The following is a 13,409-nucleotide window of genomic DNA, read 5'->3' as shown; positions in this document are numbered from 1 at the left end:
CAAATTATTTTAAAAGCATGCATTTTGACAGGGTTTCCTCATATATCCCCTCATATTGAGGGACAATTTTGTGAATGTCAAATTGACTAGCTTGCATTTCAGCTTGATGTTTAAATTTATCCAGTGTCTTTTGGTCTTTCAAGATGGTAAGTGCATGTTTGGCCATGTCATCTACATCCCCTACATCACTTAAAAAACCAGAATATCCATGCTTGTTAACCTCTGGAATTCCTCCAGAATTACTTGAAATAACAGGGACTCCAGCTGCCATAGCTTCCAAGGCGGCCAAACCAAAACTTTCAGTTTCTGAAGGTAAAAGGAACAAATCAGAATAGCCTAAAATGCGGTCTACCTCGTTGCTGTTTCCTAAAAACACCACTTTCGGTCCAATACCTAATTCATCTGCCAAATTTTCGGCATTTTCCTTTTCAGGACCTTCTCCAACCAACATTAAACGTGCTGGAATTACTTTTTGAATGCGATAAAAAACTTGAATAACATCCGTGATTCGCTTCACCTTTCTTAGGTTACTCACATGGGTAATTATTTTTTCATTATCCCTTGCCATCATCGCTCTTTGACAATCAGTGAAGGCATGACGTTCCTTATCAATGTCAATAAAATTGGTTACAACCTGTATGTCATTTTTAATGTCAAACAAACGCAAGGTGTCTTCTTTCAAACTTTCAGAAACACAAGTTACAGCATCTGATTTGTTGATGCTGAAAGTAACCGCTGGTTTATAAAAGGGATGACTCCCTACTAGGGTGATATCTGTGCCATGTAACGTTGTAACTATGGGCACATAAATATTTTCTTCCATTAACATTTTTTGCGCCATATATGCCGCATAGGCATGTGGAATGGCATAATGCACATGAAGAATATCAATACCATGGAGCTTGACCATGTCTACTAACTTACTGGACAAAGCCAGTTCATAAGGCTGATAATGAAACAAAGGGTACTGTGGCACATTAACTTCATGAAAATGTACATTGTTGCCTAATAATTCAAGCCTTACGGGTTGTTTGTATGTAATAAAGTGGACTTCATGTCCGCGTTTGGATAATTCAATTCCTAATTCTGTAGCTACTACGCCACTGCCTCCAAAAGTTGGATAGCATACAATACCTATATTCATTGATTAATCTTCTATAGCTTCGTATATGAAGCGTTGAATGTCAGTTCTAATATTAGCTCTCAATAGCAGATTTTGATCTGCTTTTGGGTAGGTTCTATTTGCCAAGAACACATATACAATTTCTTCCTCTGGATCTGCCCATGCATAAGTACCGGTAAATCCTGAGTGACCAAAACTGGTCATTGAAATACAGCCGCAAGTTGGACCCTCATCTCCCAATTGAGGTTTGTCAAATCCAATTCCTCTTCTATTATCATCATCACAATAGTAACAGGTATTAAATTTATCAATTGTTTCTGGTTTAAAATAACGTTTCCCACCATAAAATCCTTTTTGAAGATACATCTGCATGATTTTGGCTACATCATTGGCATTACTGAATATTCCAGCATGTCCACCAACACCCCCCTCCATAGCAGCTCCCATATCATGGACAAACCCATGCACTTCTTGATAACGGTAGTAGTCATCTACTTCTGTAGGGATAATTTTTTTGGAACTAAACTTGACACTTGGATTGTAAGTAGTGTAATTGGCTCCCAAAGATTGATAAAAATGATCCTGTACCAATTCATCTAATCCTTTATCGTAGTAGGTTTCTAAATACTTCTTGAGTATATAATATGGCAAATCACTATACCTATATTTCAAACGGTTTAATAGTTCTGTGTCTTTTATAATTCCTTGTATGCTGTCTTTGTAATCCGTTCTCATGTAAAGCTCATTAGCCACTTTTACGGTAAATCCTTTAGAAAATTTAGTTGAATAATATTTGTGACTAGGTCGCTTTGTATCAGGATCTAAGGTAGCGTAATAAAACGGAATCCAAGGTTTTAAACGGGCATAATGCGATAGCATTTGTTTAATGGTGATGTTAGCTTTGTTTGAATCTTCATATTCAGGAAGTAACTTAGAAAGTTTGGTATCTAAGGTTATGACACCCTTTTCCACGAGTTCCATAATAAGGGGTAAAGTTCCTAAAATTTTGGTTAACGAAGCTACATCGTATACATCATCAAAAGCCACTGTTTTTGAATCGGCTGCATAGGTGTGATTCCCGAAATTTTTATTGTAAATCACCTTTCCCTTTCTGGCAACAAGCACTTGAATTCCAGGTGTCATTTTATTGTCAATAGCGTACTGAGCTAGGGAATCTATTTTTTCCAATTTTTCAGAACTCATTCCAACACGCTCTGGTAAACCATAACTTAAATTTAGAATGTCGTTGTACTCAATACCGGTTCCTACGTTTAGGCCATTTCCAACGGATACTGGTAAATGTCCTTTTGCCCCGACGGATCCAAAGATAAGTTGGGCTGATTTTTCTTGAGCAATCCTACTATTTTGATAGCTTACCACGATACTCTCGATATTCTCAATAGTAGATAAGTCTAAAAGTGCGTATGGTTTAACGAAAATATCTAGAATCACCCTATTAGTTCTAGCAATCTCATACAGCCAAACCAATTCTTTGTCTGTGAATTTGTAACTTTTCCATGGCGTATCATTAGATCTATGAAATCCAATAATCACGGTATTATAGCCAGATAACTTGGTGATTAAATCATCTAAATTGTCTGATTTAATTTCATGAACCTTGGTATATTTTTGTAGTTCTTTTAAAAAATCTGAGCCTGACTCATCACCCATTGGGACGTAGGCTACAGATTTGGTTTCTAACTGTCTTAATGGTAAAAGATCAGCTTTATTTTTAACTACAGTAATCGCATTTTCAAATAATTCTTCAGATAAAAGATCATCTTCTAATCGATTTAAATCTTCATTCAAATGCTCCAATTCAACAGGCTTAAAATGATTTAAACCTACTTTATACTTGGCCATTAAAATCTTCTTTACTGAGTAAGCCAAACGTTCTTCGGAAATTGTTTTCTGATTTAAAGCTTCTTTAATTTTCTCCACTGCTTTCCCAACATCCTCAGACATTAAAAGCACATCATTCCCTGCCAAGAATGCTGCTAAATCTACATCACCTGGACTACTAAAATTAGAAGCACCTTTCATTCCTAAAGCATCGGTAAATATCAAACCTTCAAACCCTAATCGATTTTTTAGGATGTTCGTAACAATATTGTGCGATATGGAAGATGGGTACCCATCTCGAGGCTCTAAAGAAGGTACATTCAGGTGAGCAACCATAACGCTAGCTAGACCTTCTTTAATCAATCGTTTGTAAGGGTATAATTCTACCGAATCAATTCGTTTTTCTGAAAAACTAATACTCGGTAACGTTTTATGGGAATCGGTTTCTGTGTCGCCATGACCAGGGAAGTGTTTGGCATTGGCTAGCACTCCAGCACTTTGCATTCCTTGCATAAAGGCAAGTGCCTTGGTTGTTACATTGTCACGATCTTCACCAAATGATCGATTTCCAATAATGGGGTTTTTGGGGTTGGTGTTAATATCAACAACGGGAGCAAAATTGAAATGTACCCCTAATCGTTTGCAGTGTTCCCCAATGTGGCGACCAGTCAATTTGACTAAAGTATTATCTTCTATCGCCCCAAGTGTCATATTCCACGGAAAGGCATAAGTTTCTTTTAATCGCATGCTCAAACCCCATTCGGCATCCATTCCAATAAGCAAAGGTAATTTGGCAGTTGCTTGTAATTTATTGTTAAAAACGGCTTGACTTTTTGGGTCGCCTGTTGAAAAAATGATACCGCCAATATGTAAATTCTTGACTTGGTTGATTATCGTTTTTTCATGAGCTTCCCCTTTATTTGAGAATGCTTGCACCATAAACAATTGGCCTATCTTTTCATCTAAAGTCATCTGTTGATAAACACTATCTACCCATGTTTGTTGTGCCTCTGCATCTTGTGTTAAAAGAGGCAATTTGGTTTGGGAAAAAACAGTATGTGAAAACAAAAAGACTACAAACAGTAGATGGGATATAGATCGCATAAAAAACGGAAATTTCTTAAGGTAAAGTTCAAAACTTATTTCACTGCAAAATAGCATAAATCAAAAGAAGTTAAAAAAACTTTAAGATAGATTTATAAAGAAAATAGTTAACGGATTTTCAAGGAATCAATATTCACATAGATACCGAAATTTGCTATTTTTGGCAAATGATTAAACAACATTATTTTTACTCTTCCCTTCTTTTGATATTGATAACCTTATCAGGTTGTTATGAAACGGAAAGACATTGCTCCGATTTTCAAATTGGCACTTTTAGAAGTGAGATTATTCTAAATGGAAAAACTTTCAAATCTGAATTTACTAGAACCAAAACACTTCAGGTGGAAACCTACGATAATAAGATAGACTCTTCCAACGTCAGGTGGATTAATGATTGTGAAGTTGTTTTTAAAACCATTAACCCCAAAAATATGGCAGAAAGAAAGGATATCCACCTAAAAATTTTGACAACCACCGATAGCAGCTACACCTTCGAGTATTCTTATGTAGGAGAAAGACAGAAACAGCGTGGAGTAGCCTTTAAAATAGAATAATATGTGGGAATTCTTGTTTTCTGGAGATGCTATTATAGCGTTATTGACCTTGACCTTTCTTGAGATAGTTTTGGGTATTGATAATATCGTGTTTATTTCAATAACAGCCAATAAATTGCCAGAAAACCAAAGAGCTAAAGCAACCAATATTGGACTTATTTTAGCAATGGTTCAGCGTATTATTCTTCTTTTTTGTGTTTCGTTTTTAATTGGTTTAAAAGAGCCATTTTACACTCTTGATTTGGAATGGTTACATATGGGAGTTAGCTGGCAAGCCATCATTCTTTTTGTGGGTGGCCTATTTTTGATTTATAAGAGTACTTCAGAGATAAAAGAAAAAGTTGAATCTCCTGAACACGATACTTCCGAATTAAAAGAAAAGAAAGTTAATTCTCTAAAACAAGCCATAACACAAATCCTATTAATCGATTTTATCTTTTCCATCGACTCTATTTTAACAGCTGTAGGAATGACCAATGGCATTCATCCCAATCACAATTACGCCTTAACCCTAATGATTATAGCAGTGATGATTTCTATCTTCATCATGATAGCATTTGCCAATCCCATTAGAAAATTCATTGATAATCATCCTAGCATGCAGGTCCTTGCGATGGCTTTCTTGATATTGATAGGTTTTATGCTGATTACCGAGGCCGCACATCTTTCCCAAACGACATTCTTTGATCAGGAAGTGGGAGCTATACCTAAGGGATATCTTTATTTTGCCATAGCCTTTTCGCTATTGGTGGAATTTATCAACTTTAGAATTCAAAAGAAATCCAAATCCAATCCTAGAAAAGACTAGTTTGCCCCTCCTCATCTGCATCCGAATCACTTTCTGAATTTACAGAGTTGTTGGTGTTACTAGCAGTACCTGTTTCTGAATTATTATTCAGTTCCTCTTCATCGATGACTTCAAGATCATCAGCGTGAACCTCCTCTGGAGCTTCATAAGGCAAAGGTTCTAATAAGCTTACTTGATTTATTTTTTCCTTAGTAAGTTGATTTCCAATGGCATTAATTCCCTTTATTGAAATAAATTCTTCAAGATCTAATTCTAAGTTAGGTTTTCTATCTTTTCCTCGTTCTTTAGTAAATTCTATATCAGCCAAAGGACGCCAATCAGTCGAAACAATCTCTAATTTAGTCTCTGGATGATCTGGCAAAAAGCTCTCTTCCTTACCTTCATTTTCAATCAAAAAGCGTTTAACGTAATAAAGTTCGCGTTCGCCATTATAATAAATAACAGAAAGTGGTTTGTTAGGTATCCATTTTTCAATCACAATCATGTCATCTTCAAAGTGAGCTGTCATTTCAGGGATAATGGTTTTTACTAGTCCAGATTGGGTAACTACCAATATTCGGTCTTCTCCTCTAAATTCACCCAGTAAATCCCCTCTTCCATCCACGTTAAGTCTTTGTACGGTGTCATCAAACCAAATCTTTCTAGGTTTTAAAGTTGAAACACCTTTTTCTTTTAGGTCTATGCGTTTAATCGCATACTTAGAAACTAAATTACCCTTGGAATTTCTTCCTTTGATAAGGATTTCGGCAAAATCCATGTCCCATTTCAATTTCTTAATACTTCCTACTTGTCTTAAGAATATAGTGACAACTTCGGCCTCTCCATTCGGATTGGCAGAAAAATACCAAACCATTGAGTTTTTGTTTCCATTGGTTAAATCATACTCCCGATCCCTTGTGATACTAGTCACAGCAAAACGTTTGATGTAAGTCGGCCCGCTTTTGCCATCGCGATAAATCATGTTGTAAATAGTACGTTTGTCTTTTTTCTTGAAGACAGCTACATGAATAATATCTTTCCCTACAAAGGTTTTAGAGTCCACTTTGGTGACCATCATTTTTCCTTCCTTGGTAAAAACAATGATGTCATCTATGTCGCTACAATCACACACATACTCATCACGTTTGAGTGATGTCCCTATGAATCCTTCCTCTCTATTAACATAAAGCTTGGTATTTCTTATAACTACCTTGGTGGCGTCAACATCATCAAACACGCGAATTTCGGTCTTTCTCTCTTTTCCCTCACCATACTTGGTTTTTAATCGGTTGAAATAGGCAATTGCATAATCGATTAAATGTTCCAGATGGTGTTTAACTTCAGCAATTTGACCTTCCAAAGCTTCAATTTTTTGTTGTGCCTTATCAATGTCAAATTTGGAAATTCTTTTAATTCGGATTTCGGTTAGCCTGACGATATCCTCTTCAGTTACTGACCTTTTTAAATGGGTAATGTGAGGTTTTAAACCATCGTCAATAGCTTTAATAACGCCTTCCCAGGTTTCTTCCTCTTCTATGTTTCTGTATATTCTATTTTCAATAAAAATACGCTCCAATGATGCAAAGTGCCATTGTTCTTCCAATTCACTTAACTGGACTTCCAAATCGCTTTTAAGCAATTGCACTGTGTTATCGGTGGAGCGACGTAACATTTCAGAAACTCCAATAAACAAAGGCCTATTATCTTCAATAACACAACCTAACGGAGAAATAGACATCTCACAATTGGTAAAGGCATATAGGGCATCTATGGTTTTATCTGGTGAAATACCAGCTGGCAGATGCACTAAAATCTCTACTTGAGCTGCTGTATTATCTTCTATTTTCTTAATCTTGATCTTCCCTTTGTCATTGGCCTTAAGGATGGAATCAATAAGACTTGAAGTGGTAGTTCCAAAAGGAATTTCAGTGATGACCAAGGTATTTTTGTCGTATTGCGAAATACGAGCTCTCACCCTTACTTTTCCACCGCGATTTCCATCCTTGTAATCTCCCATATCAGCAATTCCTCCAGTTGGAAAATCTGGAAAAATGGTAAATCGTTTGCCTTTTAAATGTTTAATGGAAGCATCAATCAATTCCAAAAAATTATGCGGCAATACCCTGGTGGATAAACCAACAGCTATACCTTCTGCGCCCTGAGCTAATAGCAAAGGGAACATCACAGGCAAATTAATGGGTTCTCTTCTTCGACCATCATAAGAAGCTTGCCATTCTGTGATTTTTGGGTTGTAGATAACTTCTAGGGCAAATTTGGAAAGGCGTGCTTCAATATATCTCGAAGCTGCTGCACTGTCTCCAGTTAAAATATTCCCCCAGTTACCTTGGGTGTCTATCAATAAATCCTTTTGACCAATCTGAACCATGGCGTCTGCAATACTGGCATCCCCATGAGGGTGGTATTGCATGGTATGCCCCACGATATTAGCTACCTTGTTGTAACGTCCATCATCTAAGTCCTTCATCGAATGCATGATCCTGCGTTGAACAGGCTTAAAACCATCTTCAATAGCTGGTACAGCGCGTTCTAAAATGACATAGGAAGCATAATCCAAAAACCAATCTTTATACATCCCAGTAACTTTGGTGATGGTTTCTTGGTTGTCATTGGGCTCATTCAGCAAATCATCGTTTTCTTCGCTCATTGATTGTATTGATATTTCTGTAAGTTAGTTTTTCTTTTTTATTAACGGAATAAGGTTGCCAATCCCTACCAACAACATAGCAGTAATGCCGATATATTGCGTGGAATTTTCATCCCAACCCAAATCATCAAAATTGATTCGACTGATATATACCGCTGCCAAAACAAAGGTGGCGAAAACAATAAATATTTTAATTTTTTTCTGATTCAAGGGCTTTAGCGTTAAGTTTAATAATCTTGCTTAAAGATTGCTTAATATATTTCCGTTTTTTTCTAGCGACTAAAGTCACATTAAAACTTTCCGATTTATGGTTACCGCGATCACTTTTTAAATAAACAACCAAGGTTTTATAAAATATAAAATTTCTGAATTTAAAACCTGCTAATTGGCGTTTATCAAAATCTACGGTTTTTTCCCGGTAATTAAAATGATCTGCCAATAGCAATCCTTTGTTTGTTATTACAACCTTCATACCATCACTGTCGTATTCAAAATATTTTGAAATGAAATGAAACAAAAAGAAAATAAGGCTAAAAACCACCGTTATTACCAAAGAGGTAATCAAAGGATTCTTTGACAAATCACTAAATGCTTTAAAAACTACAGCGAGAAGAATGCCTACAACAATCAGTATAAAATATACAGAAACAATAACATTCCTCACTTTAGCATTGTTGGTTCTCATGCCTTCTCCTCCACTACATCCAACTCCACTTTCAAATTATTAATAATGAAATCTTGGCGGTCTGGCGTATTCTTGCCCATATAGAAAGCCAAAAGCTCTTCAATGGACATATCCTTATCTAACATAACAGGATCCAAACGGATATCTTCTCCAATGAAGTTCTTAAACTCATCTGGGGATATTTCACCAAGCCCCTTAAATCGAGTGATTTCTGGTTTAGGTTTTAGTTCCTCAATAGCATCAATACGTTCTTGTTCTGTATAACAGTAATAGGTTTTCTTTTTATTTCTTACTCTGAATAATGGTGTTTGCAAAATATATAAATGCCCTTCTTTAATAAGTTCTGGAAAGAACTGTAAAAAGAAGGTAATCAATAGTAATCTAATGTGCATGCCATCCACATCGGCATCCGTAGCAATAACAATGTTATTGTACCTTAAATCCTCCATGGATTCTTCTATATTTAATGCAGCTTGAAGCAAATTAAACTCTTCATTTTCATAAACAATTTTTTTACTCATCCCGTAAGAGTTTAAGGGCTTCCCTCTCAAACTAAATACGGCTTGGGTGTTCACATCTCGAGATTTGGTTATACTTCCTGATGCAGAATCTCCCTCGGTAATAAACAAAGTAGTTTCCAATCTTCTATCATTCTTTAGGTCACCAAAATGTACGCGACAATCTCTTAATTTTTTATTGTGAAGACTGGCCTTTTTAGCACGCTCTTTTGCTAATTTTCTGATTCCTGAAAGTTCCTTTCGCTCCCGTTCAGCCTGAAGGATTTTACGTTGCAGCTTATCTGCCGTTTCTGGATTTTTATGAAGAAAGTTATCCAAATGGGTCTTTAAAAAGTCATTGACATAAGTTCTTACCGTTGGCAACTTCCCTCCCATGTCGGTTGATCCCAATTTGGTTTTGGTCTGACTTTCAAAAACGGGCTCCATAACTTTAATGGAAATAGCAGAAACGACCGATTTTCTAATATCGGCTGCATCAAAATTCTTTCCGTAGAATTCTCTAACCGTTTTTACTAATGCTTCACGAAACGCCGCTAAATGCGTTCCTCCTTGAGTGGTGTTTTGACCATTGACAAATGAATGATATTCCTCACTATACTGGGTTTTATGGTGTGTTAAGGCTACTTCTATATCATCCCCTTTGAGGTGTATAATTGGATAAATCTTATCAGAATCATTGATGTTTTCTTCCAATAAGTCTTTTAGTCCATTTTCACTGTAGAATTTTTCACCATTAAAAACAATCGTCAATCCAGGATTCAAATACACATAGTTTTTCAACATACGCTCTACGTATTCATTCCTGAATTTGTAATTTTTAAAAATGGTTTCATCGGGAATAAAAGACACTTTGGTACCGCGTCTTCTAGAGGTTTCATCAAGTGTTTCCTCATTCATTAATTCCCCTTGCTCAAATTCGGCAGATGCCGATTTACCATCCCTGGTTGATTCTACTCTAAAATAAGTGGAAAGTGCGTTAACGGCTTTGGTACCTACCCCATTTAATCCTACTGATTTTTTAAAGGCTCGGGTGTCATATTTTCCACCTGTGTTCATTTTTGATACCACATCAACCACCTTACCTAAAGGGATTCCTCTTCCGTAATCTCGTACAATCACCTTGTTGCCTTGAATGGATATTTCGATGGTCTTTCCAGATCCCATGACATATTCGTCAATGGAATTGTCAAGTACCTCTTTAACCAAGATGTAAATTCCATCATCCTGCGAGGAACCATCACCTAATTTTCCGATATACATACCGGGACGCATACGGATATGTTCCTTCCAATCGAGTGAACGAATATTATCTTCGGTATATTGGGTATTTTCAGGCATAGAAACGAGCAAAAGTTAGTGAATCGTTGCTAATATAATATAACCCCATAAAAAATGAAACCTGGATGATGTAAAGTAATTAACAATAAAAAGGCCCATGTCGTTAATAACATGGGCCTGTCATATTTATATTTTAATTTCTAAACGTTAAACAAGAAGTGCATAACGTCGCCGTCTTTTACAATGTAATTTTTTCCTTCAACGCGCATTTTACCTGCTTCTTTAACTTTAGCTTCACTACCAAAAGATACATAATCATCATAACCTATGACTTCAGCACGAATAAAACCTTTTTCAAAATCAGTATGAATCACTCCAGCTGCTTGCGGCGCTGTAGCACCAACGTTTATGGTCCATGCTCTAACTTCTTTAACACCAGCTGTAAAATAGGTTTGTTGGTTCAATAGTTTATATGCTGAACGAATTAACTTTGAAGAACCTGGTTCATCCAACCCGATGTCCTGTAAAAACATCTGGCGCTCTTCAAAATCTTCCAATTCGTTAATATCAGCTTCTGTACCTACAGCTAAGACAAGAATTTCAGCATTTTCATTCTTCACAGCTTCTCTAACCTGTTCCACATAAGCATTACCTGAAACTGCTGATCCCTCATCTACATTACAAACATATAAAACAGGTTTATCTGTAATGAACTGACTTGGTTTTACATAGTCCTCATAGTCATCTTCTCCAAATTCTAATGCTCTAACAGAAATCCCAGATTCCAATCCCTCCTTGATCTTTAACAACACAGCCTCTTCAGCTTGAGCTTCTTTATTTCCAGTTCTTGCTGCACGTTTAACTTTTTCAAGCTTTTTGTCTACTGTTTCAAGATCCTTCAATTGCAGCTCCATATCAATGGTTTCCTTATCCCTAATAGGGTTCACGTTGCCATCCACATGTACAATATTATCATTGTCAAAACAACGCAACACATGTAGAATAGCATCCGTCTCACGAATATTTGCTAAGAATTGATTTCCCAATCCTTCTCCTTTACTTGCTCCCTTTACTAAACCTGCAATATCAACTATCTCCACTGTCGCAGGAATAACACGTTCTGGTTTAACTAACTCTTCTAGTTTACGCAACCTTGGATCGGGTACATTTACCACCCCTATATTAGGTTCAATGGTACAAAATGGGAAGTTGGCACTTTGTGCTTTGGCATTGGACAAACAATTGAATAAGGTTGATTTTCCAACATTGGGTAATCCTACAATTCCTGCTTTCATGAATGAGACATTTTTTTACGGGTGCAAATGTAGTCATTTTGTTCTTTAGGTTGTATACTATTTTTATGGTAGCTTCCAATATCTACAACCTACAAGAATTTTTTTTGTTTTAAAAAAGACAATGGATTTTTGAAGGAAAACCCTTAATAATTTTCTTATTATTGTAGCTTTCTAGTTTTAAATCAGCAAATACTATGAAAACCCGATTATTCTTTCTTTTACTTTGCATTAGTACAATCGTTTTTGCTCAAGCCCCCTGCCCTAACATACCGCTAGATGAACCAGCGCCAGTTTGGGAAGATGGTTTTTACAGATACTATGTAAAGTTAATTTCTGAAAACATGCTTGTTTCTGATTTTAACAAAACAGATTTTATAGATCATATCATTGTTTTAAGTAATCCCTCAACTGAAGATGTCGATTTCATGAATACTTCCATAACAGAAGTGGAAATGGCTTTTCCTGCGTCACAAAATGAAGACCTAATGAAAGTGGCCTTGGTTGTAAGCACCTATGAATTTCAACATGATTTCTTAACGGCTTTTACAGAATCCATTGATTGTGTTGAAGCATTAGGAGAACCCCAACTCTCATTGGATGATTTTACGATTAAAAATGGAATCAAAATTTATCCCAACCCGTTGACGGAAAACTCCAAACTTTTTTTGTCGCAGAATTTAGGTTCTACAATCTTGAGCGTGTATAACGTTTTTGGAAAACTTTTGTACACTAAGGATTTAAAAAACTCATCCAAACTTGCCCTAGAGGAACTCAATTTAAAATCAGGGATTTACTTTTTTAAAATTGCAACAGACCAAGGAACTTTTACCAAAAAAGTGGTGAAGAATTAAATCTAGTTTTGTGCAGATGATCGTTACTGCTTTTCAATGAAAAATCACTTTTTCAATTTCTCCATCTCCCCTGCTATTTCTTGGGCTTGGGAATCCCCTTTTTTCAATTCGGAAATAATGTTTTGAAAGCTTTGGGCATCTTGGTTTTGACTCAGCTTGAATACATGCTCCATGTTTGTCACCTCTATTTCAAAGGAAACGATAGCTTTCATAAGCCGATCTTTGTAGTCTTTGGGTAAATTATTGAAAACCGTTGGCGAATCCTGATTCCCCTTTTCAAAATGAAGGGTGGTTTTTTGTAAAATAGTTCCCAAAGCAGTTTCATCAAGAAATTGCATGCTTCCATGGCAATGCACACTCATATAATTCCAAGTGGAGGCCGACTGTGGATTTTGATACCAAGTCGCACTCACATAAGTCTGTGCTCCTTGAAAAACGACTAAAACTTGCGGATTCTTTTCAAAAGCTTGATAATGGGTAGTATGTTTCATTAAATGTCCACGCAGATAGGCTTGATCCTTTTCAAATTCCAAAAACATGGGAACTTGTGTAGCAACTGGTTCGTTGCTGTCATTGGCACCTATTAACATGGCAAAAGGATGTTTGGAAATAAAATCAATTACCTTTTGGGAATCTTGGGTTTTAAAAACAGGAATATCATACATAAAAATAAAAATACAGAAATACGGGAACTTATAGAAAAATCA

The 13,409-nt window shown here is 36.2% G+C and carries 11 protein-coding genes; 3 read left to right on the top strand and 8 right to left on the bottom strand.

Features of this window, described 5'->3' with window-relative positions; all coding sequences use genetic code 11:
- Nucleotides 1–4 precede the first annotated feature (4 nt).
- Nucleotides 5–1,144 carry an N-acetyl-alpha-D-glucosaminyl L-malate synthase BshA gene (bshA, locus tag GZ212_RS06500; protein WP_166958347.1) on the bottom strand — a complete coding sequence of 380 codons (1,140 nt, stop codon included), beginning with the start codon at nt 1,142–1,144 and terminating at the stop codon, nt 5–7.
- A 3-nt stretch (nt 1,145–1,147) separates the two neighbouring features.
- Entirely contained in the window at nt 1,148–4,069 is a 2,922-nt protein-coding gene (locus GZ212_RS06495; RefSeq protein ID WP_166958345.1) for a glycoside hydrolase family 3 N-terminal domain-containing protein, read from the bottom strand.
- Between the two features lie 167 nt (nt 4,070–4,236).
- Between GZ212_RS06495 and GZ212_RS06490 the strand changes: the two genes are divergently transcribed.
- Together GZ212_RS06490 and GZ212_RS06485 are read left to right on the top strand one after the other, a co-directional pair.
- A complete protein-coding gene (locus GZ212_RS06490) occupies nt 4,237–4,623 on the top strand; it encodes a DNA topoisomerase IV (RefSeq protein ID WP_166958343.1) in 387 nt (128 codons plus the stop codon).
- A 1-nt stretch (nt 4,624) separates the two neighbouring features.
- Nucleotides 4,625–5,431 carry a TerC family protein gene (locus GZ212_RS06485; protein ID WP_166958341.1) on the top strand — a complete coding sequence of 269 codons (807 nt, stop codon included), beginning with the start codon at nt 4,625–4,627 and terminating at the stop codon, nt 5,429–5,431.
- Here the strand turns inward: GZ212_RS06485 and GZ212_RS06480 are convergent.
- The 5 genes from GZ212_RS06480 to ychF all read right to left on the bottom strand — a co-directional run bounded on the left by GZ212_RS06480 (nt 5,418) and on the right by ychF (nt 11,851).
- Nucleotides 5,418–8,075, bottom strand: coding sequence for a DNA gyrase/topoisomerase IV subunit A (locus GZ212_RS06480; RefSeq protein ID WP_166958339.1), 2,658 nt, complete (start codon nt 8,073–8,075; stop codon nt 5,418–5,420). The genes GZ212_RS06485 and GZ212_RS06480 overlap by 14 nt on opposite strands.
- A 24-nt stretch (nt 8,076–8,099) precedes the next feature.
- On the bottom strand, nt 8,100–8,285 hold the full coding sequence (locus tag GZ212_RS06475; RefSeq protein WP_053969921.1) for a hypothetical protein: 186 nt from the start codon (nt 8,283–8,285) through the stop codon (nt 8,100–8,102).
- On the bottom strand, nt 8,266–8,547 hold the full coding sequence (locus tag GZ212_RS16125; protein ID WP_240923772.1) for a hypothetical protein: 282 nt from the start codon (nt 8,545–8,547) through the stop codon (nt 8,266–8,268). The genes GZ212_RS06475 and GZ212_RS16125 overlap by 20 nt, the downstream gene beginning before the upstream one ends.
- 209 nt (nt 8,548–8,756) lie before the next feature.
- Nucleotides 8,757–10,616 (bottom strand): DNA topoisomerase IV subunit B, encoded by a 1,860-nt coding sequence (locus GZ212_RS06465; RefSeq protein ID WP_166958335.1) that lies wholly within the window; start codon nt 10,614–10,616, stop codon nt 8,757–8,759.
- A 140-nt stretch (nt 10,617–10,756) separates the two neighbouring features.
- A complete protein-coding gene (gene ychF, locus GZ212_RS06460; RefSeq protein WP_166958333.1) occupies nt 10,757–11,851 on the bottom strand; it encodes a redox-regulated ATPase YchF in 1,095 nt (364 codons plus the stop codon).
- A 194-nt stretch (nt 11,852–12,045) separates the two neighbouring features.
- Between ychF and GZ212_RS06455 the strand changes: the two genes are divergently transcribed.
- Nucleotides 12,046–12,702, top strand: coding sequence for a T9SS type A sorting domain-containing protein (locus GZ212_RS06455; protein WP_166958331.1), 657 nt, complete (start codon nt 12,046–12,048; stop codon nt 12,700–12,702).
- Between the two features lie 44 nt (nt 12,703–12,746).
- Here the strand turns inward: GZ212_RS06455 and GZ212_RS06450 are convergent, their stop codons facing one another.
- Complete coding sequence (locus GZ212_RS06450) at nt 12,747–13,367, bottom strand: FMN-binding negative transcriptional regulator (RefSeq protein ID WP_166958329.1); 621 nt, start codon at nt 13,365–13,367, stop codon at nt 12,747–12,749.
- Nucleotides 13,368–13,409: the final 42 nt, after the last annotated feature.

Source organism: Mangrovimonas sp. CR14 (genome assembly GCF_011764015.1).
GTDB classification, from domain to species: Bacteria; Bacteroidota; Bacteroidia; order Flavobacteriales; family Flavobacteriaceae; genus Mangrovimonas; species Mangrovimonas futianensis.
The sequence above is the reverse complement of the archived record's forward strand: the minus strand, read 5'-3'. Positions and strand labels throughout refer to the sequence as shown.

Coding starts and splice junctions, on each gene's coding strand:
- GZ212_RS06450 (WP_166958329.1), bottom strand. CDS start 13,367: ATGTATGATATTCCTGTTTTTAAAACCCAAGATTCCCAAAAGGTAATT.
- GZ212_RS06455 (WP_166958331.1), top strand. CDS start 12,046: ATGAAAACCCGATTATTCTTTCTTTTACTTTGCATTAGTACAATCGTT.
- GZ212_RS06490 (WP_166958343.1), top strand. CDS start 4,237: ATGATTAAACAACATTATTTTTACTCTTCCCTTCTTTTGATATTGATA.
- GZ212_RS16125 (WP_240923772.1), bottom strand. CDS start 8,547: ATGAAGGTTGTAATAACAAACAAAGGATTGCTATTGGCAGATCATTTT.
- GZ212_RS06495 (WP_166958345.1), bottom strand. CDS start 4,069: ATGCGATCTATATCCCATCTACTGTTTGTAGTCTTTTTGTTTTCACAT.
- GZ212_RS06480 (WP_166958339.1), bottom strand. CDS start 8,075: ATGAGCGAAGAAAACGATGATTTGCTGAATGAGCCCAATGACAACCAA.
- GZ212_RS06485 (WP_166958341.1), top strand. CDS start 4,625: ATGTGGGAATTCTTGTTTTCTGGAGATGCTATTATAGCGTTATTGACC.
- GZ212_RS06465 (WP_166958335.1), bottom strand. CDS start 10,616: ATGCCTGAAAATACCCAATATACCGAAGATAATATTCGTTCACTCGAT.
- bshA (WP_166958347.1), bottom strand. CDS start 1,144: ATGAATATAGGTATTGTATGCTATCCAACTTTTGGAGGCAGTGGCGTA.
- ychF (WP_166958333.1), bottom strand. CDS start 11,851: ATGAAAGCAGGAATTGTAGGATTACCCAATGTTGGAAAATCAACCTTA.